Raw genomic sequence first — 23,739 nt, forward strand, 5'->3', positions numbered from 1 at the left:
TAAGAGAAGAGCTAGACCGCATATGTTCGAACAAAACCTGACTTCAGAAGCTTTCACAGTAACAACCGTAACTTCACAAGATCAAATCACGCAAAAGCCACTACGTGATTCAGTTAAAGCATCTCTTAAAAACTACCTTGCGCAGTTAAACGGCCAAGAAGTGACAGAACTATACGAGTTAGTTCTTGCTGAAGTTGAACAGCCACTACTCGACACCATCATGCAGTACACTCGCGGTAACCAAACTCGCGCAGCAACCATGATGGGCATCAACCGCGGCACTCTTCGTAAGAAGCTAAAAAAATACGGCATGAACTAATCTAGCTACTGCACAAATCTAGCAACTAGATACCATCGCTTTTAAAACCGAGCTTCTGCGCTCGGTTTTTTCATTTTCACCCAACGGATAACTAAAATATCAACGGGCTGCTTTACTTTGCATTAATGCAATAAAGAGATCTGATTGTTTGAGCGGGCTCTCTCTTCTTCTGTTGTCGCATTTACGCGACCGCAACAAACTGGTTACATTGTGCATGTGATGGAAATTTACCGACCGATCCCCAAATCACTTGTCGTGAACAGTGCATACAATGAGTAAGGCTTTATCCCCCAAAAAATGGAGTGACTAAGATGAGCTCGGCGACGCAACAATCTAAACACCAAGTCAAATGGGCCTATAATGATAAAACCACTCGGAAGATTGACAAGGAGTGACGTCAATGAGCTTACTGAACTTGCGCCAGACCAAAATTAGAACGCGTTTATACCTGCTGACCACGGTCACCACACTGCTACTGTTGATCCCATTTGTCTCCATGCTCAATAGTTATCAACACGATTTAATGCAATCAAAACAGACAAAAACTCGCCACATCGTCGAAACAGGATACGGCGTATTAAGTTACTTCCACCAATTACAAATCGATGGCACTTTGTCCGAGCAACAAGCACAGACTCAAGCCAAACAAACCATCGCGAAACTGCGCTACGAGGCTGATGATTATTTTTGGATCAACGACCTTCAGCCAAGTATGATCATGCACCCAATGAAGCCCCAATTGGACGGTAAAGATCTCTCCAATGCCGCCGACCCGACCGGAAAAAAACTGTTTGTAGAATTTACTAAAGTCGCTAAACAGCAGGGTGAAGGCTTTGTCGACTATATGTGGCCCAAACCAGGTTCTAGCGTCGATGTGGGTAAAATCTCTTATGTAAAATTATTTAAACCTTGGGGTTGGATCCTCGGTTCTGGAGTCTACATCGATGATGTCAATGCGCTGATTTGGCAACGCCTACAATCGATATTGATCATTCTTAGCCTCGTTATTATTGTGATGCTGATTCTTTCAGTAGTGATAGGAAATAGCATCACTAAACCGTGTGAAGAAACCAAACAGGCACTTGAAGAAATCGCCAAAGGCGACGGTGATTTAACCAAACAGCTCTCGGTGCAAGGTAGTGATGAGCTGTCACACATAGCGCAAGCCTTCAATGAGTTCACAGAGAAGATTCGTCATACCATTACCAATATCACACCGATCACCGACAATGTTAACCACTCGGCAAATGAGCTTACTCAACTCTCACAACATGCCTCAATCAAAGCCTTAGAGCAGCAGCAATCCGTCGATACAGTCGCATCAGCGATGAACGAACTGCATGCGAGCAATCAAGAAGTGGCTAATGCAGCGAGTAGTGCCGCGAAAGCCGCGCATACGGCCAGCAGCAAAGGCAAAGAAGGCAGCTCGGTGATTGGCAAAGCTTCTGATTTTATGGACTCCTTGTCTGCACTACTGACCACCACTGACACCACCACTAAAAACCTCGCGAAAGAGACGCAAGATGTCGGAGCGATACTGGCGGTCATCCAAGGGATAGCTGAACAAACCAACTTATTGGCCCTGAATGCGGCGATTGAAGCAGCACGTGCTGGTGAACAAGGACGAGGCTTTGCGGTCGTCGCGGATGAAGTACGGGCGCTGGCAACGCGTACCCAAACCAGCACCAACGAGATAGAGCAGATAATCAATAGATTACAGGCTCGCGCAAAAGAGCTGGGAGAATTTATGGCTCAAACGCAGCAACAATCAACCGCCACACAGCAACAAGCCGTTTTAGCGCAGCAAGTGCTCAATGAGATCGACGAGCAAATAAAACAGATTCTCTCACTCAATGAACATATTGCTGAGGCAAGTGCCCAGCAAACCACCGCTACAGAAGAGATTAATCGCAATCTGACTCATATTGCCGAGCACAGCTCTCAAGCTGCAGCTCAAGCCGACCAAGTGTCGACAGCCAGTCAATATCTCTCAGACAGTGGCCAACAACTGAAACAGAGCATTAGCCATTTTAAAGTGTGAGCAACTCACGCCTTATCGGCTGATGAGATCACTCCAATGCTGCTAAAATTGAGCAGTGGCTGGCGTTGTCGTCTATATGACCGCAGCACGCATCGTTGATTTTTTTTAGCGCTTGACGAATCGCCGTTAACTCGGCGATTTTTTGATCAATCACCACCAGCTTAGCGCTGGTGATCGATTTCACTTCTGCACAGCTGTGTTCGGTCGCTTCCAGCTTTATTTCCAGTAACTCTTTGATCTCATCCAAACTGAGCCCTAGCTCTTTGGCTTTGAGAATAAAACTCACCTGCTGCTGATTTTTTTGATTATATAAACGATAACCAGACTCACTGCGCCCCGCCGGTTTTATTAGCGCATTTTTTTCATAAAAACGCAGCGTATCGGTTGAAACTTTACAGCGTTTGGCGAGCTCTCCAATTTGAAACATCTCATTCTCCTTTAACGTTTTTATTACGTTTAATACCCAATATCGCCGTTTTTATAAAAAATTTTGCGATGCCAAACGATTGCGCGAGCTTTTTGATGATTGTTTGGTTAGAATGTGCGCCATCAAATTTCCTATTAACTCCATGATTTGAGGAAGACCGAAGCATGAATAACGCTCGTCCTATTCACCGCGCATTGATCAGCGTATCAGACAAAACCGGCATTGTTGAGTTCGCTCAAGCTCTCGCGAAGCGCGGTGTCGATATTCTTTCTACTGGTGGCACCGCTCGCTTATTAGCAGACCAAGGTATTGCTGTTACAGAAGTTTCTGACTACACCGGTTTTCCTGAGATGATGGACGGTCGCGTAAAAACATTGCACCCGAAAGTACACGGTGGCGTGCTGGGCCGCCGCGGTCAAGATGACGACATCATGCAACAACACGGTATTAAGCCGATTGATATGGTGGTCGTCAACCTTTACCCGTTTGCCGAAACCGTTGCTAAAGCAGGTTGTACCCTAGCTGATGCGGTAGAAAATATCGACATTGGTGGGCCAACTATGGTGCGTTCTGCGGCGAAAAACCACAAAGATGTGACCATAGTGGTGAATGCACATGACTACGACCGTGTCATTGCCGAGATGGATGCGAACGACAATTCGCTAACACTCGAAACACGTTTTGACCTTGCTATTGCCGCTTTTGAACACACCGCTGCTTACGATGGCATGATCGCCAACTACTTCGGCACTATGGTTCCATCCTACGGAGAGAACAAAGAAGGTGATGAAGAGAGCAAATTCCCGCGCACCTTCAACCAACAATTCCTGAAAAAACAAGACATGCGTTACGGTGAGAACAGTCACCAAGCGGCCGCTTTCTATGTTGAAGCCAACCCAGAGGAAGCGTCAGTCTCTACTGCACGCCAACTCCAAGGTAAAGCGCTCTCTTACAACAACATCGCCGATACCGACGCCGCTCTTGAGTGTGTGAAAGAGTTCGCTGAGCCAGCGTGTGTGATTGTCAAACACGCCAACCCATGTGGCGTTGCCTTGGGCAGCGATATTCTTCAAGCTTACAACCGCGCTTACCAAACCGACCCAACGTCTGCCTTTGGTGGCATCATCGCTTTTAACCGCGAGCTAGACGCACAAACCGCAGCGGCGATTGTTGAGCGCCAGTTTGTTGAAGTGATCATCGCACCAACTGTTTCAGCGGAAGCGATTGAAGTGGTTGCGGCGAAGAAAAACGTGCGCCTGCTTGAGTGCGGTGAGTGGTCAGCGAAAACCACCGGTTTTGACGTGAAACGCGTCAATGGTGGCTTGCTGGTGCAAGATCGCGATCAAGGCATGGTTAGCCTTGATGATCTCAAAATCGTAACCAAGCGCCAGCCGAGTGAAGAAGAGATCAAAGATGCTCTTTTCTGCTGGAAAGTGGCTAAGTACGTCAAATCAAACGCGATTGTTTACTCAAAAGGTGACATGACTGTTGGCGTGGGCGCAGGCCAAATGAGCCGCGTTTATTCAGCCAAAATTGCGGGCATTAAAGCGGCCGATGAAGGCTTGCAAGTCGAAGGATGTGTGATGGCTTCTGATGCCTTCTTCCCATTCCGTGACGGCATTGATGCCGCGGCGCAAGCGGGCATCAAGTGTGTGATTCAACCGGGCGGTTCGATGCGCGATGACGAAGTGATTGCCGCCGCCGATGAACACGGCATGGCGATGATCTTTACTGGTATGCGTCACTTCCGTCACTAAAAACCTTACCCCACCCTAGCCCTCCCCTAAAAGGGGAGGGGAACAGAACGAAGTGACCCTACTTCCCTTTTAGAGGAGGGAATAGAACGAGGTGACCTCACCTAACTTTTAGGAAGAGGTATTGTTCTCCAAGTTCCTTCCCTTCAAGGGGAGATATTGCCATCCAAGTTCCTCCCCCTTTAAGGGGGAGGTTAGGAGGGGGTAAATGGCAACAAACAAACTCTATACGTTAAAGGATACTCATAGATGAACATTCTGATTATAGGTGCTGGCGGTCGTGAGCACGCTCTGGGTTGGAAAGTCGCTCAAAACCCAAATGTTAAAACTGTCTTTGTTGCTCCGGGTAATGCGGGCACAGCGCTTGAGCCTAAACTTGAGAACGTCAACATTGCAGTGGAAGACATTGCTGGTTTGGTCGCTTTTGCTCAAGAAAAACGTATTGAACTGACCATTGTTGGCCCAGAAACACCCTTAGTGCTTGGCGTAGTGGATGCTTTCCGTAAGGCGGATTTACCCATCTTTGGCCCGACTCAAGCGGCAGCGCAGCTCGAAGGATCTAAAGCGTTCACCAAAGATTTCTTAGCTCGTCATCATATTCCTACTGGGGCTTACGCTAATTTCACAGAAATTGAACCTGCTTTGGCATACGTCCGCCAGCAAGGCGCGCCGATTGTGGTCAAAGCCGATGGCCTTGCCGCTGGCAAAGGGGTCATTGTGGCGATGACGCTACAAGAGGCCGAAGATGCGATTCAAGATATGCTCGCAGGCAATACCTTTGGCGATGCAGGCAGCCGCGTGGTGATTGAAGAGTTCTTAGATGGAGAAGAAGCGAGCTTCATTGTCATGGTCGATGGCGTAAATGTTCTCCCTATGGCCACCAGCCAAGATCATAAACGCGTCGGTGATAAAGACACTGGCCCCAATACTGGCGGCATGGGCGCTTACTCGCCAGCTCCGGTGGTCACGCCCGAGATCCATGAGCGCGTGATGCAAGAGGTGATTTATCCAACGGTGCGCGGTATGGCGGCAGAAGGCAACCCTTACACAGGTTTTCTGTACGCTGGGCTGATGATTGACGCACAAGGCACACCGAAAGTAATTGAGTACAACTGCCGCTTTGGTGACCCTGAAACTCAGCCGATCATGATGCGGATGCAATCGGATTTGGTCGAACTCTGCTTTGCCGCACTGGAAGGCAAACTCGATCAAGTGGAGTCAAAATGGGACCCACGCGCTTCTATCGGTATTGTTTTGGCCGCTGGCGGTTACCCCGCCGACTACGCGAAAGGGGATGTTATTTCTGGCTTACCAACGCAAGAAGTCGCAGGTGAGAAAATCTTCCACGCAGGCACAAGCGACCAAGCTGGAGAAGTCGTCACCAACGGTGGTCGCGTGTTATGCGCAACCGCACTGGGTAACACGGTTTCACAAGCGCAGCAGCGCGCTTACCAATTAGCCAAACAGGTCAACTGGGATGGCATGTTCTATCGCAGCGATATTGGCTACCGCGCGATAGCTCGTGAACAACAGACAACAAAATAACAACGACAAGGCTAGGTTATGATCCAATAAGGCGCTCATTGAGCGCCTTATTTTTATACTTCATATTCATACTTCTGTATTGGCTTGGTGTTAAACCCACTTCGAGATGAACTTAATCATCACTTCAACAATTGCGGTTTGTCGACACAGCCATGATTCTCATCAGCAAGCATTAATAGCTCTTCGATATAGACACGGTTATTGCGGATTTTACCTAAAAAGGCAATGTAGTTATCCAATGATGCTAAACGACTGACCACAAAACTGGGCAGCGTTTGGTTAAATTCCATCTGCGTGTATTCATGACCCGTGCAGGTTTCAAACACTTCGCCATCCCACACCCCTTGAATCAGTTCTAACCCTTGGTTGTCTTTATTTTTGGTTTCTGAGATCAGGTATTGTGCTTGTTGCAGGTAATGGGAAAGCTGTTCTTCATCGAGTGGCAGTATTTTTCCATCGACACGGTATTGTTGATAAATGGCCTCGCCAGCGTCATTAAAACGTAAGTGAACCGAATAAGGCACGAGCGATTTCTTTTGTAGCTGCTCACCTTCGCGCTTGAGCTCTCTTAATGTCCCTTCATCCCAGCGATAATTAGTTTTATACCAACCATAATCACCCGATGCGACATAATCGGCGGCGCTGTTTGGAGAGGCTGAACGCTCGATATACCAATAAAAACTGGTGGCATCACCCATGGTTTGCCCACTGGTATAATTGGAATATTGTTCGAGACTAGGCGTATGGCTAGAGGAAGAGCATCCCACTAAGACTAGGGGAAATAGAATGGATAAAAGAATTTTTTTCATGGGAGAAATCTACGCCGAGAGGGTATCTCGGCGTAGTATAAATTATTTCACTGAATCTTTCAGTGCTTTACCGGCTACAAATGCTGGAACGTTAGCTGCTGCGATTTGAATCTCAGCACCTGTTTTAGGGTTACGGCCAGTACGCGCTGCACGGTGGTTTACTTTGAATGTACCAAAACCAATTAGTTGAACTTGGTCACCCTCTTTGAGAGCTCCTTCAACTGCGCCTAAAGTCGCTTCAAGAGCAGCTTTTGCTTGTGCTTTAGATAAGTCTGCTTTTTCAGCGATAAAGTCGATTAATTGGGTCTTGTTCATTAGGTTTCCCTTCTCATGTGTTATCGAATTGACCTCACTCTAAAACATAAAGCCCCCGTCTGGCAAAGGTTTGTCGCTGATCTTTTGTCTCTATGCCGCACTTTTAACCACAATATGAGCAATAACTCACAATTTGTTACTGATTGACAAAGAATATCCGCTTGTTTTTGATGCTGTAAGCCCTTATTTATAGCGTACTTATGCTTGGATACCTGATATTTCAGGTCACTTAAGCGACCTAATATATCAGTACAATCCTACGCAGGTAGAGCCTCCAATGACCGACATTGGCATGGATCAAGCTCAACGCAGTATTGATTTGGTATAAATAAAACTAAGGAACAATCATGTTTTTGCTTACGGTTTATATTGCCGTTGCCATCGGTGTCTCTTTTATCTGTTCGGTTCTTGAAGCTGTGCTACTGAGCATTACACCAAGTTACCTTGCTCAGTTGCGTCAAAACGCTCACCCTTCAGCCGACAGACTGAACAAACTCAAAGCAGACATCGACCGTCCCTTGGCATCAATTCTCACACTCAACACTATTGCTCACACCATCGGTGCCGCCAGCGCAGGCGCACAAGCGGCGGTCGTATTTGGTAGCGAATGGCTCGGCGTATTTTCTGCGGTGCTAACTCTAGGCATTTTGGTGTTGTCGGAAATCGTACCGAAAACTATTGGCGCAACCTATTGGCGTCAACTTGCGCCAGCTTCTGCGGTGGTTTTACGCTGGATGGTGTGGGCGCTGACACCTTTCGTCTGGTTTTCAGAGCAGATCACCAAACGCTTAGCGCGTCACCATGAAGCGCCCAAAATGCGTGATGAACTCTCCGCAATGGCCATGCTGGCCAATGAAAGCGGTGAGTTTGCCGATGGCGAATCAAAAATACTCAATAACTTGTTGGCTATTCAGCACGTCCCTGTGACTCAAGTGATGACACCGCGCCCGGTTTTGTTTCGCGCCAGCGCGCAACTCACTATCGACGAGTTTCTCGTGCAACATAGAGATACGCCCTTCTCGCGTCCGCTTATTTATGGCGAAAGTAAAGAGGACATCATCGGTTTTGTACATCGCTTAGAGCTATTTAAACTGCAACAAAAGGGCCAAGGCAGTAAACGTTTGGAAGAAGTCATGAGGCCGCTTCATGCGCTGCTCAACAAAATGAGCTTATTAAAGGCGTTTGATCAAATGATGCAAAAACGGCTGCAATTGGCGTTAATCGTTGATGAATATGGCACAGTACAAGGCATTCTGACCTTAGAGGATATTTTTGAATACCTACTGGGTGAAGAGATCATTGATGAAGCAGATAAAACCACCGACATGCAGCAGCTCGCTTACCAGCGCTGGGAACGTTGGAAGAAAACACACGGCGTCATTGAAAACAGGGATGAGGAATAGTCGCCAATCTGCCTAAGTGTAGTTAACAATAGGAAAAGGGAAAATAAACTTATAAACTCACGCTTAATAAAGGTTAAATTAAATGCAAAAAATCCGATATCGAAACAAAGATATCGAATTTTTTGCACAATACACAACTTGCGGTTATGGATAGAGGCTCATGTAATACCTATGAAGGTAGTAACGAGTCTATGGTTTTTTAAAAGCAAATCTAACCAGCACAATAGCAATACCGAGCATTCCACCGAGTAACGTCGCTAAAACACAAATCAATGCCCGTTTCGGCCCTGCTTTTTCTTCAGGAACAACGGCTGGGTCAATCGTTTTAAAAGCAAATTCATCTTTAACTTCTGCCAGCATTAAACTTTTCATCTGCTCTTCAATCAACTGATAAAAAACAGACTGCATATCAACTAATTTGGTTTTTTCTAGTTGCTGCTCAAGATAACTAATATTCTGACGGGTTTCTGTCAATTTTTCATTTTTAATCCAATCATTTAAGTCTTTAACCAGCAATTCAACCCACTGCTGGGCTATAAGTGGTGAAAGATGGGTAATTGATACCTTTACCAACCCATTATCTTTCGCCTCTGAAACAGCAAAGATTTCTTTGAATGCTTTATGAGCCTCCCAATCACTAGGAGTAGAAGAGAGTGGAGGCTCAATTTTTCGGATCCATTGCTGTGTTTCTACGTCATAAAGAGCCGGGTCGATAACCATCTCACCAGATACACGATCCCAAGATTCAGCGGCCATTAGAGGCACAAGTAACTGATGGCGGTTGATAAAAGCATTGATAAACTGACGAGACTGCAATACAGCCAAAGACATCGCCTTATCTCCTGAGCGACCACTTCCTAGGTTAATGCCAGCTAAGGATGCCAATCCGCCCAGTTGCCCTGCCATTGACGCTAATCCACCACCACTATCTTCATTGGCAGCAACTAAACTCGCTTCCGCTTGATAGGTATTCGGTTTTGATAGCGCAACAATCACACCACCAACTGCAAAAACAGCCGTACATAACACGATGAGCAACTTACCTTTCCATAACGCCCCAAAAAGTTCTCGTAGGTCAATCTCATCATCTGAAACGCCTAACTTATCCATATGACTAAATATAGGTTGTTGTAACATTGGTTTATTCATAATCACACACTAGCAAACGTTGGCGCATTCAATACGCCAACATAAAAATGACGAAAACCCATTAATCTTTGATTGCGCTCCAAGCAACACCGATTTGGTACAGTATCTGAGTAGCAGAGGTTAAAGTACTTAGCCCATCTAAGTAATCGGTATCAATTGGAACCACTATCGTATCACTTGGCTCCAGTGGTTTTGATTTCCGGCTAAACCAGAAAGAATTATTTGGCAACATAACTGAACCATCAGCACGAATCACATAGATTCTATCAGTATCGGCTTGCTTTTTCGTTCCTCCAGCTGCGGATATATAATCTTCTATACTCATTCCCGGACGATAAGTATGATTCGAAGCAAATTGAACCTCACCCATGACACTGAGTATTGGTTGAAGAGCAGGCACGTATAACTTATCGCCACTCTCCAACATGATATTATTAGTACTATCACCCGCAACAGCTTGCTTTAAGTCGATAACCAACCGTCCAAGCGCCTCTGTTTTTTCTAACTCTTCAGCGATCGCCATGGCATCATTAGGGCTAGTGGTGTAGCTCGCTGAAGAGCTTTGACGGCGTAATGCTAGGCTAGCAATTTCCTGTTTCAACTGAACATTAAGTAACTTTAATCGCTCTTGCTCTTGGCGCTTTAAACTTTCACGACTAAATACCGCACCCGCAGGATAGGCAAATCGGGTAAAACCGCCAGCTCGAGCAATAACATCAGAGAGGGTTTCACCACGAGCAAAGGTGTACGTTCCAGGAAACTTAACCTCGCCTTGCAGCTCAATAGATAAATCGCGCTGCCAATCGGGTTGACGTTTTACCATGATCGAATCTTGAGCAACAAAATCAAACGACATGTCTCCATCGATTAGTTTGCGAGGGGAAATTGTATAGTGCTCGACATCAAAACTATCATTGACACGCTGAGAACGCGTTACTTCCGCCTGAGCAAGGTAGGCATGCTCAGCAAAGCCACCAGCAGCATCGATCAACGCCTTAAAGTTTACATCGTCAGGTAAAGGATAAACACCTGGATATTTAACTGCGCCGGTTACTTCGATAAGTTGAGCAGGAGAATCAAAGGTTGCCTGTGCTCTCAAACGCTCAATGATAGGTTCAAGTAATAACTCTCGGCTGCTTTTTTTAAGGCTATCACTCTTAGAAACCTTTTCTTCCCCTAAAAGATCAAGTTGACTAGTCGTGTCTAGTTCCATCAACGCACCTGTAGTTTGATCAACTACCTCAACAAACTTAGGTTTCTCCGTAGCGGCTACATCTACCTTTATATTTTTATCTTTGCGATACCAATATTCCAAATCAATACCATTATCAAAAATAAAAATTTGATCGCGAGCTTGAAGTGGCAAATTATCCGCAGATGAAGGCTGAGAGATCGCGTTAAGTAAACTGAATTGTTTTACTCTGAGCTTACGGGGAGCCACATCTTCTCTCACTAAAAGAGCGTAATGAAGATCGGCGGTTTCCTTTAAATCTTGTTCGATATCTTTAATCACATCATTTACTTTCATTCCAGGAACAAAAGAATAGGTACCTTGCCTAATGGCCTCCCCACGAACGGCAACCACATTACTAAAGCTTTGGTTAACAGGAGCTAGAGACACTTCATCCCCTGGTTGTAACATAAATGAACGGTGAGGTTGATTTAAAAAATCGAGGGTAATAAGTTCAACGCCATTAGTACTCACTCGTCGGACATTGACTAATGAAAGATAGGCATTAGGTAAAGCACCACCTGCCATTTTTAAGATGGATTCAAGAGTGGTTTTCCCTTTTAGCTCATATTTGGCAGGACGAATAATTTCACCTTTAACGGCAACACTTGCTTGTCTGGTGGGAATAAATAATGTATCACCCGCTTGCAACCGTATATCCTGTGAATTATCACCGTTAAGCAATAAATTATAAGCATCAAAATATTGAATGACCTTACCTTTGCGCTTGAGCTGGATGTTGCGCAAACTTCCACTCTCTTTAACGCCGCCACTTGCTACAATCGCTTGAGTGAGCGTAGTAAGCCCATTAACATTATAAGCACCTGGTTGAATTGCCTCACCAGCAATGTATATTTGAATCGTTCTGATACTTCCTAAAGAAACGACCGCCTCAACACCAATGAGCTTTCTTTCAACCAAACTTACAATGTATTGCTTAATTTCTCCAAATGTTTGTCCTGCAATGTATTCGGCACCCAACTCTGGGAAATCCACTTTACCATCACGATCGATAGTCACTGAATAGCGCTGATTGGATTTACCATAAAGCTGAACCAGTATTTCATCGCCAGGTGCCATTACATAATCTAAAGGGATTGGAAGATTATCCACTGGCGTAAAATCCATTGGAGTGCCAACAAATAAATCGTAACCAAATAGCGGAAGTTCAGATTCATCAGATTCTTTTAAGTTTAACGACTCAACATTCGAATTCTCTTGAATGGAAGTTGCTCTTTTCGGCTCAGCAATTTTTTCTTTTCCATTTACTCCGTTTGATTCAGATGCTGAAGAGATAGTATTTAAATCAAACCCATACTGCTTTGCTAACTGCTCTTGCTGGGCCTTTGGAAGCGATTTAAATTGAGATATTTGCGCTGCTGTTGGAGTAAAACTTAACGCAGTGCTTGGCAAAATAGCCACAAACACCAGCAGGAAAGAGTTAAAGAAAAAATTACACTTCATCATTTTATGCTAGCCATCATCTTTAATTAGTTATTTTTATCTAAAAGAGCTACGTTAAAATCGAAATTCGTAGTTCGACCAATAATTCGTCTGACTACTTTCACTTTGCTCTCTGTCCACACCAAAGGTAAGTCTTCCACTCAACGCTGGGAGTCGATAACTTACCTGATACAATTCTTTGCCCTGCTGTTGGTACTGTGTTTGCTCTTGATATGTCGCTTCTATTTGATGGTCATTCGCTAACTGCACGTAACCAGATACAGACCAACCATCTTCCACTAAATAGCTATTTCTCATGAACTTATCATTGAATAACTTCATGTCTGTCAAGACATGTAAATCATCATCACGACCTTGTTGTCGTTCAATAACCAAACGAAAAGAGTATTTATCGAAGGGTATAAAACCAGACCAACCAAACAATAATGCCCCAAGCTGAGAGGCTCTAAGATCCGAAGCAACTTCAACATAGACGCTATGATAAAAATCACAAACGCTAGGTAGCGATAACTTAGCATCGAAGGTTACTTGCTCATCTAGATAATCACTGTCATCAATAGGTTTCAGCCACTGATGGTAAGTAAGGCCATATTCCAGTATAGAAAATGGCTTACTTATTAATCGAGAAGACCATTGGTATTGGTAAATATCATCAACATCACTGACTAATGTTTCCAAACTCCAAACACCCAACCAGTTATTTTCGCTCGTATAGCTAAGGCTAATCTCAGGTACCGACTCGTGTGTATTCAATACCAAATTATGCTGCCAACCTTGTCCCCACCAGCGAGGCAAAGTACCAATGCTAAAAACCCACCCACCAGTATTAAGCGCTAAGTAACTGTCTTGCCAACGGATATCGCGATCTTCACCATCATCAGAATACCCTGTCGTTAGACGAAAAGCGTAATGCGGCTTAAGCATTTCATAGCTAGCATAAGCGCCCCAATGATCATTACTCTCTCGACCAAAAGCATTATTTACCAATGGTTCGCTATTTATAATTACGGCAAATTTGCGATTTCCGCGTTCTAACTGAGCGGCTTGATAACGGTATTTGATATGAGAATATTCAGAATTTAAAGAGGAAGAAAGAACATTAAACTGAGATATGGAACTATCTAACATCGACCAGAGCATTGGAAAGTGATTGGTAGGGCTATTGACCCTCCCTGAATCTGACAGAGCCGCAAGATCTGAGCGAACAAAAGGATCGGATGTTTCTAACCATGGGGAAGCAAAAGCTTGCTTGCAAACAATGCAGCCCCCTAAGAGCACAACCAGTGATTTCATCATCCATCCATTATTAACCACTGCAAAGTCCTAAATGCTAATATTATTAAATAAACTAAAGTGGACACTGGCGCGTAGCATACTAAATACATCATACCTACTCAACTAATTCATAATGACTGCATTTATATTAAAAAAATGAATACAATTAAATGGGATATCACTCTTTAAAACACTCAATGACTATTGATAAACTTTTACTTTGGTGTCTATTTTGCATACCATGTCAATAGGTGTGCTTATGCATTGCCGACATCGATGTTTTTATTTGTAAATTTACAAGGATATACTATGAAAAAAATTGCATTAGCGGCATTAGTTGCTTTGAGTTTATCAAGTACAGCGTTTGCTGAAGAAGCTGCGGTAGCTGCAGGAGCAGAAGGTGCATCAGCCGCTGCTACTGGCGCTGTTGCTACATCAGGTATCGTAGCTGGTGCCCTTGCTGTTGCTGTTGTAGCAGTTGTTGCTGCATCAGACAGTGATGGGACAACAGGCACTGACGGCACAACAAACTAAGTTTGATCCTACAAACATCCTTAACTTTGTTAAGGATGTTTTTTATGCTTACCAGAAACAACAACTTACTGACATAAAACGGATAATATCGATGTCGAGCAAAATAAAAACGGCGAAACCTCTGATCTCGGCTCTGCTGTCTTTGGGATTAATGACCGCTAGTGGCTGTTCAACTAAGTTTTCTAGTATTAATGATTCGATTAAATTTGCCGCATTCGGCGTCGATAATGTGACATTAACCAAGCAACAAATCGAGCAGATCCCTTATTTAAGCAGCTACGTGACTATCAACGATAAAGCACAAATTTTCATGGTATTGGCATTCATTGATATACATCCAACTTCAGGTAAAAAACAGTATAAATGGCTCTCTTCTGACAGTGCAATGATCGTTACTGAAAATGGTAGAATCATCAAAACAATCAATATGCCGACCGCAAACCTTTACAGCGTATTGCCTCTAAAAAACTTCCCGTCTTTAACCAACGATAATCAATGGCAAGCCCAATACGATTGGCAACCTGAGTATCAATTCGGTCAACGAGCCACCATATCAACTCGTCAAGTCGCCACCGAATATATCGAATCAGTACTGTGGCAAGAAAATACAAGTGTGTGGCAAGAAAACGTTCAGTTCGATAAAAGTGGTAAAAGCATGAGCAACACTTTCTGGGTTGATAGAAACGGCAATGTCGTTAAGTCCTCACAATGGTTAATTCCTGATGCCTTAAAAATCGACATGGAAATATTAAAACCTTACAAACCTCAGTAATTATAGGCTGTCATTTATGAATTATTGTCTTCTAGCACTATTTATGGCTGCTTTTTCAGCAAGCGGCTTTGCTTCCGTGTTAACGATACACTTACCCGATGAAAAAAAAGTACTTGAATATAGCCAACCAGAACGGCTGGAAAAAATATTCACTGACATTATTAACCAACAAAAAACCGTAGAAATGGCTTATAACAACCCAAACGGACCACTCGCTGCATTAACCACTTATCCATTGAACAATATGCTTTTTAATCAAGATAAAGCGAGCGAAGTGGAAAAAATAAAACAAACCTTACTTCAACGTTTAACTGCCTACACACATGATCATCCAAAATCTAAAGCAAGCATTGCTTTATTGAATGAGCAAATCAGTCGTTGGAATGTTGGTTATCGTGAATTCATCAATCTTGATTATGATGTAATACGGATCGCACCGAAGAACAACCCTCAGCTAGAAGGCAATTTCGAGATAATTACGCCCAAAAGGCCCAAAACAGTTCGTATTGAAGGGTTACTTTTCTCTCCGGTCACTAAACCGTTTATTGGTGGATTAACTGTCGCAGATTACCTTAACCAAACAACATTATTATCGAGCGCCAATAACAGCAATGTCTGGGTGATTTATCCTGATGGTCATGCAAAACAAGCGGGATATGCCTACTGGAATGATGAACAAACTCTCCTAGCACCGGGTAGCGTCATTTTCGTAGGATTTAACAGCTCAAACGCTCAGTTATTAGGTTTCGAAAGCGAGATTGTTTCGCTACTTCGGTCAAGAAAAGGCTTTTTATGAAACCTCAATATTCTTCATTTCTTATTTCGTCTTTAAGTCTGATCTCTGTTAGTTATGCATCGATTGCCCTAGGCAACACGAATGATTGGAAACCATCACAAATGGACTTTGGTGGTACTGGTCTAATGCAAATGCCTTCAGGCCGCATGGCAGAAGAAGGTGAATTTAATATCGGTGTCAGTTTTAATAACGACTACCACCATTACGTTGCTTCGATGCAAGTGATGCCATGGCTTGATGCGACAATTCGTTATACCCGCTTACCCGATGTTCTCTATAATTCAAATCCAGACTACAGCGGCGATAACCTGTATACAGACAAAGGTATGGATTTTAAAGTTCGCCTCATTGAAGAAAGCTACTGGCTACCAGAAACATCTATTGGCGTGCGCGATTTTGGTGGTACTGGTATGTTTGACGGTGAGTTTGTCGCTGCAACTAAACGTTTTGGCAACCTTGATTTCACACTGGGTATCGGCTGGGGATACATAGGGCAAAGTGGCAACGTCAGTAACCCGGTTTGTAAAATAAGCGACCGATTTTGTAACCGACCGAGTGATTATAAAGACAAAGGTGGCACAGTTGATTTTGAGCGTTGGTTTAAAGGCTCTGCTGCGCTATTTGGTGGCATTGAATACCAAACACCTTACGATCCACTGCGAATTAAAATTGAGTACGACAGCAACGATTATTCTGAAGATTGGCCACAAGTAAGAGCCAACTCTGATATGACTCAGCATACACCTTGGAATGTTGGTATTAATTACCGCTTAGGTGATTGGGGAGATGCGAAGGTCAGTTATCAACGAGGCAATACACTAACGTTAGGTTTTAATTTTTATACCAACTTTAATCATATGAAAGCAAGTTGGTTGGATGCGCCAAAACCCAAGGTTCAAGCGTCTCCCACATCCAATAATTGGCAGAAAGCATCAACAGAACTGTTACACAATGCTGGCTATCAGCAAAATACCATTGCGGTTTCTGATACCAAAGTTATCGTAAGTGGTGAACAAGTTAAATACCGTGACAGAGATGAAGCACTTGAACGAGCCGCAGCCGTTTTAACTCATTACGGTAGTGATGACATTACGGAATTTCACATCATAGAACAAAACAATGGTGTCGCATTAACTGAAACCATAATTAATAGAGAAGACTATATCTCGGCAGCCAATTATAACCAACTTGGGCTTACTCCTCAGTCTACTTTCGATAAATATCAAGAACCGACCCCAACATTTTCTTCTATAGTGGCTCAATCTATCAAACATTGGGATTACGGTTTATCACCGTCACTACAACAATCTCTTGGTGGACCGGAAGCTTTCTATTTATTCAGCCTAGGCCTGAGCGCGCACTCCAACTATTGGCTCACGCCTAAACTTGAACTTGGCGGCGCGATCTACATCAACATTATCGATAACTACGACAAATTCAATTACGGTATTGATAGCCCACAGTCACCACATGTTCGAAATGAAGCGACACCTCGAGTTCGTACGATGTTCCGTAGCTACGTACAAGATCCCGTGCGTCTGAGCCAATTACAGCTAACTTGGTTTGAACAGCCAACAGAGAGTATCTACACACAAGTTTACGGCGGATATTTAGAATCGATGTTTGCTGGTGTGGGTAGCGAAATATTATATCGCCCCATGAACTCTAACTGGGCTCTAGGATTGGATATGAACTACCTCAGTCAGCGTGAAGCTGATTCTTGGTTTGGGATTTATTCAGATAATTACTTCTACTACAATGGTGTAAATCCAGACTCTCAGACTTGTATTAATAACCCAACAAGTTGCCGAGCTTATGTGTTAAACCAAGGTACGACAGGCCACCTAACCACCTACTATACCCCTGACTGGTCGTTTCTTAGTAATACGCTATTTAAAGTTAGTGCAGGCAAATTCTTAGGGGGAGATATTGGTGCCCGAATTGATTTTTCTAAACAATTCAAGTCGGGTGTGATTGCTGGTGTTTATACGGTATTTACAGACTTAACCGCTGATGAGTATGGCGAAGGAAGCTATAACAAAGGATTCTATGTCTCAATTCCTTTTGACATCATGACAGTGAAGCCATCAACGAACAGAGCAATATTAAATTGGGAGCCAATCACTCGCGACGGTGGGCAAATGTTGAGAAAGAAACATCAATTATATGATAGAACAGATGCCCGCTCTCCTTGGGTACAAAGGCCCAATACATCGCAGTAATGGCCTGTCAATGCAAGGCAATGTGGCAAAATACACACGGCGTCATTGAAAACAGGGATGATGGGAGCTTTAGCTCTAATGCCGATCAGTTAAGACTTTAATCGGCAGATCAGTTGAATGATCCTACCTTTATGTAAAAATCCGATAGACCTTGTTTATCGGATTTTTTATGCACGTTTCTCAAGCCCTCGATATCATCAACAGTTATAAACCCAATCAAGTTGAAACGCTCGCAGACCTCTTGCCCATTGAGCTCATCAATAGTGCTTATGAGCTTACGGATACCGTTACTCTAAGAAAACGAAAGCTCACTTTAGAGTCGATGGCATGGTTACTGGTTGGCATGGCTATCTATTATAACGATAAATCCATGGCTGACATTGTCAATATGCTCGATATTGTTGACCGCACAGGTAAGCCATTTGTTGCTCCAAGTGCATTAACACAGCGAAGAAAAAAGGGCTGATTTATGAAGTCGTGAAGAAAAAGCCAAGCCGATACCCTAGAAAATACAATGCCGCTCACCTTAAGTGAACGGCATTAGTGCTTTAGCTCCCATTTTTCTACAAACTCACACCAATATTGCTCACGCCTTCGTCGCGTAGCTCTTGGCGTAGGTCTTTAATCAAATCAATATCTCGCTCTACGGCTTCACGCAGAGGGCGGAAAATAGCCCACTGCACATCCCATTCGGCGCAGACCGCTTCATTTTGTTTTTGATTGTCGTTGGTGATCTCTTCGCCCGTTTGCGCTTCTTCTAACTGCGCCACCGTGAGCACCGACACCTGACTGATTTTTTGCATGTTTTCATACAGATAATCGCGATCAAGCAGGCCGTGAAGTAGGTGAGACAAAGCCACACACGCATCAATTGCTGGGTACACAGCGTAAACATCAAAATCTTCTGAGCTTGGAATGATCTCTTCCAACTTCTCCAATTGGTTCTCGAAATTGATTTTGGCACTTTTTACCGTGAGCAATTCCCAAACACTGTCGAGAATATCTCGATATACTCGCGTGTGAGCAAATTCAGTATTGTCGCAAAACATGGCATAGTTCGGGTACATACGTTCACACAAACACGCCATAAAAGTAATTTGTTGCCAAGGTTCAAATTTCTCAAGACGAACCTGCAGAGGGTTTTGTAGCATAATCACTCAATCGCAGCAGAAAAAGACAGCGGAAGTGTACTTGATAACCAACAGGGAAAAAAGCAAAGCCGATGAACAATTTCACTCATAAACTCTATATTCTGACCGAACACAACGATATTTATCGACAAGCGATTGAACAGGCGCAGTTGAGCGGCTTAGCCATCACTGACGATCGCAGCGAAGCAACCATTTTGCTGGCCGCGCCACCACTGGCGGCAAAGTATTTGGACGATTTTCCGCAACTGGAATGGTTGCACTCGGAATATGCAGGCGTCGACACCTTAATGTCGCCACAACTTCGTCAAGATTATGAGCTCACCAACGTTAAAGGCATCTTCGGCCAGCAAATTGCTGAATACGTTCTGGGCAACCTGATTGCACACTTTCGCCACTTTGCTTGCTACGCGCAGCAACAAGCGGCCAAACAGTGGCAGACCCACCCTTATCAATCGATCAATGATAAAACCATGGTGATCCTCGGCACAGGCTCGATTGGCAGCCATTTAGCGAAAGTAGCCAAAGCCTTTGGCCTACACGTGATTGGCGTCAACCGCACTGGCATCCCAGCCAAAAACGGGAGTTTTGATAAAACCTATCACATTAACGAGCTTGCTACTGCCCTCGCTCACGCGGAGGTTGTGGTCAGTACGTTACCCAACACGCCGCACACTAAAGGCTTGCTCAATCAAAGTACGTTGAGCCATTGCCACAATGCATTGCTGTTTAATGTCGGGCGCGGTAAAAACCTTGTTGAGAGTGATTTGATTGCATTGATTGAAGAGGGGCACATTCAACACGCCTACCTCGATGTATTTGAAAAAGAGCCATTAAGCGAAGATCACCCGTTCTGGACGCACCCTGCCATTAGCCTTACCCCGCACATCGCGGCAGTGAGTTTTCCTGAGCAAGTGGTGGAGATTTTCACCCGTAATTACGGCTTGTGGCGCGACGGGTTCCAACTTGAAAACAGAATTGATTTTGAAAAAGGCTATTAGGTCAAATAGCGGTTAATAATCGGCACTAAGCCTAGGGAAACCTTAACTCAATGTTACTATAGACACGCAAACCACTTGCCATTGCTGTCGAGAATACACTGCCGCATCGAACACGGGTTAATGCGGTAAAACAGGAACGGTATCGCCTAATGACACAAGGAGCAAATCATGCCTTCAGCCATCACTTCGTGGCTACAATCACTGAACATTAATTTAGAACAACTGCTGCCGATTGCTGAAGCACTTGGGCTTATCGCGCTTATTTCTATCGTTATCCATTTAGTGTTGCACCGAGGGGTGAGCCTATGGCTACAGCGGCGCACAACCAACGCACAAGTTTTACAAAACATTCTGTTTAGCAAAAAGCTTTTCAGCCGCTTTGCCTTGTTAATTCAAGGGATTGTCATTTCAATCCAAACTCAGTTATGGCTTAGCCACGCCAGTGCGACTTACGAACTGCTGCATACATTGACCTTACTGTGGATTATCCTGTTTGGCCTGTTAAGCAGTTACGCTCTGCTCAATGTGGTGGAAACGTTACTTTATCGCAGCGCAACCAGCCGTAACATTCCGCTCAAAGGCATTATTCAAAGCATCAAAATCATCGCATTTGTTATCGCCGCACTGTTTGCGACGTCGATTTTAATTGGCAAATCGCCAGTGCTACTGCTGAGCGGTTTAGGTGCGATGACGGCGGTCATCATGCTGGTATTTAAAGACCCGATTTTAGGATTAGTGGCGGGGATTCAGCTTTCCGCGAACCAAATGCTAAGCGTCGGTGACTGGCTCGAAATGCCCAAATATGGCGCAGACGGTAACGTCATCGACATTAGCCTGACCACAGTCAAAGTGCAGAACTGGGATAAAACCATCACCACTATTCCGACTTATGCCTTGATCTCTGATTCGTTTAAAAACTGGAAAGGGATGCAAGAATCAGGCGGCCGACGCATTAAACGCAGCGTATTAATTGATGCCAATAGCATTCACTTTCTGACGCCAGAAGAGCAAAGCTACCTACGCAAAGCACAACTTTTAGAGCCCTACTTGGCCGAGAAAGAACAAGAACTCAACGCCTATAATCAGATGAGCCAACTCGATTTAGCCTGCCGCATCAATGGCCGCCGCTTAACCAACATTGGCAGTTTTCGTGCCTATCTAGAACGTTACTTGCGTAACCATCCCCAAATTCACCAAGGCATGACATTAATGGTGCGCCAACTGGCCCCCACGCACGATGGCGTCGCGCTGGAAATCTATTGTTTCACCAATACGGTCGTGTGGGTCGAGTATGAAGGTATTCAGTCCGATATTTTTGACCACATTTATGCCGTGCTTCCTGACTTCGGCCTGCGCGTTTCGCAAGCACCAACAGGGAGTGACTTTCAAGCACTCGCAAGGTAAACATGACATTGCCTGAATTTCCTCCCCCTAATGGGGGAGGTTTAATCGTAAAGTGATCGAGAAGGGTTACAGTTTAAAGCGGTTAATTTCTTGTTGAAGCTCTTTAGATAAGCTAGAAAGCAATTCAGCTTGTTGGGAAGCTTCTTGCGCTTCTTTTGCCAGTTCATCAGACACGTCACGTATACCTTGGGTATTACGCGTAATTTCCTCTGTGACTGACGCCTGTTCTTCTGCGGCGGTTGCAATTTGGGTTGCCATATCGCTGATCGTACCGACCGCTTCACCAATTTTCACTAAGCTTTGCGCGGCCACGTTAGCATCTTCCACGCTACTTTCGGAAAGCTTGCTACTCTCAGTCATGATGTTCACGGCCTGAGTCGTGGTTTTCTGCAAGGTTTCAATCGTCTGTTGAATCTCTTGCGTCGAACTGTGCGTCCGTTGGCTAAGTACCCGAACTTCATCCGCTACCACCGCGAATCCACGCCCTTGCTCACCCGCCCTTGCCGCTTCAATCGCCGCATTCAGTGCCAGTAAGTTGGTTTGCTCAGCAATGCCCTGAATCGCTGACAAGATCGTATTGATGTTTTGTGCGTGCTGGTTCAAGTTCTCAATGACCTCTTTGGCTACCGTCATCTCTTTCGACAACTCACTGATCGACTGTTGAGTATTTTTCACCTGCTCAACGCCGTGGTTAGAAATTTTCACCGTATCCAAAGAGGTAGCCGCTGTATTATCTGCATTGCCTGCAATCTCTTGCGTGGCGGCTGCCATTTCGTTAATCGCAGTGGCCACCATGTTGATTTCATCTTGTTGCACCATAATGCGTCGGGTACGCTCATGGGCTTGCGCTGCGGTGTTTTCTGCTTGCAGTGTTAACCCTTGCGACACTTCATGGAAGCGCTTGATCATGCCGTGCATATTACCGACGAACTGATTAAAGTTATTCGCCAGTGCGCCTACTTCATCTTGATAACGTGGTTCAATGCGCTGCGTAAGGTCAGCATCACCGTCTGCAATTTCCGCTAATGCTTGGGAGACTCGGCCCAAGTCACGCAGTAAGAAGCCAACCAATGCCGAAAACACGATCACGACCAAAATTGTAATGGCGACTGATATCGAGGTTAATTGCATAAAGAGAGCGCCAATATTGGTGTACTCCACCTCTTTATCGAGCTCAATGCCGAGCACCCAGTCAGTCTCAGGAACGGCAGTAAAGAATAATAATTTTTCGACATCACCAACCATCACGGTTTGTATTTTGTTCTCTGCCATTGAGCGGTCGATGACTTGCTGCGTTAGGTTAGGGCTATAAGAAGCCAGCGGTTTGAGAATCAAATCTTTATTACGGTGTGCAACAATTAACCCTGTATCACGGTTGATCAACATAGCGTTTGATTTTGCCCCTGCATCAATCGCAATGACATCCTTCACCAATTGATCAATTAACACATCAGCACCAATAACGCCCCAAAACTGTCCGTCTTTCTTAATCGGTTCAGCGAGCGTTACCATCAAAGCGCCCGTGATCGCATCAGCATAGGCGGCAGTTAATATCGTGCCGGAGCTATTTTTCGCTTCTTGATACCATCCTCTTGTCCGAGGATCATAGCTTGCATTGTCTGCACCTCGAGACGGAATAGAACGGTGCATGGTGCCTTGCTCAGTGCCGAAATAGAGTAAATCAAACTGTGCGCCTTGCTGAGCTTGCTGTAAAAAAGGCAGTGAATCTTCCTTCATCGTGTGAGGGATCACCGCGCTAATAACTTTGCTACGAACATCCAACCATTGGGTAATCGAACTCGTTGCCGATTTCGAGATACCATACACCCTTTCCTTGATGCCACTCTCCGTTTCATCTTTCAATAAATTTGCCGACAGTAACGTCAACACCACCGCCATCACAATAACAACAAGCAAACTTGTCATTATCAACTTACCTTTTAACGATAGATTCACAACTCACCCCCATTGGTGAAATAGATTAGGTTTTGTTTGTAAGAATCGTCCACTACACATGTACACTTTGCACTCATACTGCGTCGTAATTAACCGACAAAAAGTCCAAGCCACAATCTAAGCCACAAAGCGTTATCGTTTAGTTGCTAATGGATACAAATCTTTTACACCTAT

The 23,739-nt window shown here is 44.5% G+C and carries 19 protein-coding genes and 1 pseudogene; 12 read left to right on the forward strand and 8 right to left on the reverse strand.

The annotated features are described in order from the left end of the window. The first annotated feature begins 22 nt into the window (after positions 1–22). A complete protein-coding gene (gene fis, locus DD616_RS06285) occupies positions 23–319 on the forward strand; it encodes a DNA-binding transcriptional regulator Fis (protein WP_010320338.1) in 297 nt (98 codons plus the stop codon). Positions 320–719: 400 nt separating this feature from the next. Next, positions 720–2,360, forward strand: coding sequence for a methyl-accepting chemotaxis protein (locus tag DD616_RS06290; protein WP_208872072.1), 1,641 nt, complete (start codon positions 720–722; stop codon positions 2,358–2,360). 28 nt (positions 2,361–2,388) lie between these two features. Here DD616_RS06290 and zntR read toward each other — a convergent pair whose 3' ends face one another. Next, positions 2,389–2,787, reverse strand: coding sequence for a Zn(2+)-responsive transcriptional regulator (gene zntR / locus DD616_RS06295; RefSeq protein WP_017046798.1), 399 nt, complete (start codon positions 2,785–2,787; stop codon positions 2,389–2,391). 164 nt (positions 2,788–2,951) lie between these two features. Here zntR and purH point away from each other — a divergent pair, with 164 nt between their 5' ends. Further along, positions 2,952–4,544, forward strand: coding sequence for a bifunctional phosphoribosylaminoimidazolecarboxamide formyltransferase/IMP cyclohydrolase (gene purH / locus DD616_RS06300; RefSeq protein WP_019282408.1), 1,593 nt, complete (start codon positions 2,952–2,954; stop codon positions 4,542–4,544). 246 nt (positions 4,545–4,790) lie between these two features. Further along, entirely contained in the window at positions 4,791–6,086 is a 1,296-nt protein-coding gene (gene purD, locus DD616_RS06305) for a phosphoribosylamine--glycine ligase (RefSeq protein WP_094150543.1), read from the forward strand. Between the two features lie 119 nt (positions 6,087–6,205). Here purD and DD616_RS06310 read toward each other — a convergent pair whose 3' ends face one another. Together DD616_RS06310 and hupA are read right to left on the reverse strand one after the other, a co-directional pair. After that, positions 6,206–6,895 (reverse strand): DUF1481 domain-containing protein, encoded by a 690-nt coding sequence (locus DD616_RS06310; protein ID WP_017046802.1) that lies wholly within the window; start codon positions 6,893–6,895, stop codon positions 6,206–6,208. 42 nt (positions 6,896–6,937) lie between these two features. Then, complete coding sequence (hupA, locus tag DD616_RS06315; protein WP_010320328.1) at positions 6,938–7,210, reverse strand: nucleoid-associated protein HU-alpha; 273 nt, start codon at positions 7,208–7,210, stop codon at positions 6,938–6,940. Between the two features lie 347 nt (positions 7,211–7,557). Between hupA and DD616_RS06320 the strand changes: the two genes are divergently transcribed. After that, positions 7,558–8,613: a CNNM domain-containing protein gene (locus tag DD616_RS06320; protein WP_017048454.1), complete on the forward strand. Its 1,056-nt coding sequence runs from the start codon at positions 7,558–7,560 to the stop codon at positions 8,611–8,613. Between the two features lie 189 nt (positions 8,614–8,802). On the opposite strand, the gene DD616_RS06325 is transcribed toward DD616_RS06320, so the two are convergent. From DD616_RS06325 to DD616_RS06335, 3 genes are all read right to left on the reverse strand, one after another. After that, positions 8,803–9,750 carry a Wzz/FepE/Etk N-terminal domain-containing protein gene (locus tag DD616_RS06325; RefSeq protein ID WP_208872310.1) on the reverse strand — a complete coding sequence of 316 codons (948 nt, stop codon included), beginning with the start codon at positions 9,748–9,750 and terminating at the stop codon, positions 8,803–8,805. 73 nt (positions 9,751–9,823) lie between these two features. Beyond that, positions 9,824–12,460: an SLBB domain-containing protein gene (locus tag DD616_RS06330; RefSeq protein WP_208872073.1), complete on the reverse strand. Its 2,637-nt coding sequence runs from the start codon at positions 12,458–12,460 to the stop codon at positions 9,824–9,826. Positions 12,461–12,511: 51 nt separating this feature from the next. Beyond that, positions 12,512–13,771 carry a capsule assembly Wzi family protein gene (locus DD616_RS06335; RefSeq protein ID WP_231140409.1) on the reverse strand — a complete coding sequence of 420 codons (1,260 nt, stop codon included), beginning with the start codon at positions 13,769–13,771 and terminating at the stop codon, positions 12,512–12,514. Between the two features lie 270 nt (positions 13,772–14,041). Between DD616_RS06335 and DD616_RS06340 the strand changes: the two genes are divergently transcribed. The 5 genes and pseudogenes from DD616_RS06340 to DD616_RS06360 form a co-directional block, all read left to right on the forward strand. Then, complete coding sequence (locus tag DD616_RS06340) at positions 14,042–14,266, forward strand: hypothetical protein (protein ID WP_017048458.1); 225 nt, start codon at positions 14,042–14,044, stop codon at positions 14,264–14,266. A gap of 91 nt (positions 14,267–14,357) precedes the next feature. Continuing rightward, positions 14,358–15,038, forward strand: a complete 681-nt coding sequence (locus tag DD616_RS06345; protein WP_019282254.1) for a YjbF family lipoprotein — start codon at positions 14,358–14,360, stop codon at positions 15,036–15,038. Between the two features lie 43 nt (positions 15,039–15,081). Further along, positions 15,082–15,834: a capsule biosynthesis GfcC family protein gene (locus DD616_RS06350; protein WP_019282255.1), complete on the forward strand. Its 753-nt coding sequence runs from the start codon at positions 15,082–15,084 to the stop codon at positions 15,832–15,834. Beyond that, positions 15,831–18,056, forward strand: coding sequence for a YjbH domain-containing protein (locus DD616_RS06355; RefSeq protein WP_208872074.1), 2,226 nt, complete (start codon positions 15,831–15,833; stop codon positions 18,054–18,056). Before DD616_RS06350 ends, DD616_RS06355 begins: the two co-directional genes overlap by 4 nt. A 169-nt stretch (positions 18,057–18,225) precedes the next feature. After that, a pseudogene (locus tag DD616_RS06360) lies at positions 18,226–18,513 on the forward strand (transposase domain-containing protein); the annotation flags it as partial. Between the two features lie 106 nt (positions 18,514–18,619). Here DD616_RS06360 and DD616_RS06365 read toward each other — a convergent pair. Further along, the gene (locus DD616_RS06365) at positions 18,620–19,207 is read right to left on the reverse strand and encodes a YjaG family protein (RefSeq protein WP_026028258.1); all 588 of its coding nucleotides are present in this window, start codon (positions 19,205–19,207) and stop codon (positions 18,620–18,622) included. 71 nt (positions 19,208–19,278) lie between these two features. On the opposite strand from DD616_RS06365, the gene DD616_RS06370 reads away from it, so the two are divergent. Then, positions 19,279–20,205, forward strand: a complete 927-nt coding sequence (locus DD616_RS06370) for a D-2-hydroxyacid dehydrogenase (RefSeq protein WP_208872075.1) — start codon at positions 19,279–19,281, stop codon at positions 20,203–20,205. A 168-nt stretch (positions 20,206–20,373) separates the two neighbouring features. Then, entirely contained in the window at positions 20,374–21,609 is a 1,236-nt protein-coding gene (locus DD616_RS06375) for a mechanosensitive ion channel family protein (protein WP_013855795.1), read from the forward strand. A gap of 66 nt (positions 21,610–21,675) precedes the next feature. Here the strand turns inward: DD616_RS06375 and DD616_RS06380 are convergent, their stop codons facing one another. After that, on the reverse strand, positions 21,676–23,565 hold the full coding sequence (locus tag DD616_RS06380; protein ID WP_017045419.1) for a methyl-accepting chemotaxis protein: 1,890 nt from the start codon (positions 23,563–23,565) through the stop codon (positions 21,676–21,678). Positions 23,566–23,739: the final 174 nt, after the last annotated feature.

The organism is Vibrio anguillarum (assembly GCF_003390515.1).
Classification (GTDB): domain Bacteria; phylum Pseudomonadota; class Gammaproteobacteria; order Enterobacterales; family Vibrionaceae; genus Vibrio; species Vibrio anguillarum.

Coding starts and splice junctions, on each gene's coding strand:
- DD616_RS06370 (WP_208872075.1), top strand. CDS start 19,279: ATGAACAATTTCACTCATAAACTCTATATTCTGACCGAACACAACGAT.
- DD616_RS06340 (WP_017048458.1), top strand. CDS start 14,042: ATGAAAAAAATTGCATTAGCGGCATTAGTTGCTTTGAGTTTATCAAGT.
- DD616_RS06350 (WP_019282255.1), top strand. CDS start 15,082: ATGGCTGCTTTTTCAGCAAGCGGCTTTGCTTCCGTGTTAACGATACAC.
- DD616_RS06290 (WP_208872072.1), top strand. CDS start 720: ATGAGCTTACTGAACTTGCGCCAGACCAAAATTAGAACGCGTTTATAC.
- DD616_RS06330 (WP_208872073.1), bottom strand. CDS start 12,460: ATGATGAAGTGTAATTTTTTCTTTAACTCTTTCCTGCTGGTGTTTGTG.
- DD616_RS06365 (WP_026028258.1), bottom strand. CDS start 19,207: ATGCTACAAAACCCTCTGCAGGTTCGTCTTGAGAAATTTGAACCTTGG.
- fis (WP_010320338.1), top strand. CDS start 23: ATGTTCGAACAAAACCTGACTTCAGAAGCTTTCACAGTAACAACCGTA.
- DD616_RS06310 (WP_017046802.1), bottom strand. CDS start 6,895: ATGAAAAAAATTCTTTTATCCATTCTATTTCCCCTAGTCTTAGTGGGA.
- DD616_RS06320 (WP_017048454.1), top strand. CDS start 7,558: ATGTTTTTGCTTACGGTTTATATTGCCGTTGCCATCGGTGTCTCTTTT.
- DD616_RS06375 (WP_013855795.1), top strand. CDS start 20,374: ATGCCTTCAGCCATCACTTCGTGGCTACAATCACTGAACATTAATTTA.
- purH (WP_019282408.1), top strand. CDS start 2,952: ATGAATAACGCTCGTCCTATTCACCGCGCATTGATCAGCGTATCAGAC.
- DD616_RS06325 (WP_208872310.1), bottom strand. CDS start 9,750: ATGTTACAACAACCTATATTTAGTCATATGGATAAGTTAGGCGTTTCA.
- DD616_RS06345 (WP_019282254.1), top strand. CDS start 14,358: ATGTCGAGCAAAATAAAAACGGCGAAACCTCTGATCTCGGCTCTGCTG.
- DD616_RS06355 (WP_208872074.1), top strand. CDS start 15,831: ATGAAACCTCAATATTCTTCATTTCTTATTTCGTCTTTAAGTCTGATC.
- hupA (WP_010320328.1), bottom strand. CDS start 7,210: ATGAACAAGACCCAATTAATCGACTTTATCGCTGAAAAAGCAGACTTA.
- zntR (WP_017046798.1), bottom strand. CDS start 2,787: ATGTTTCAAATTGGAGAGCTCGCCAAACGCTGTAAAGTTTCAACCGAT.
- purD (WP_094150543.1), top strand. CDS start 4,791: ATGAACATTCTGATTATAGGTGCTGGCGGTCGTGAGCACGCTCTGGGT.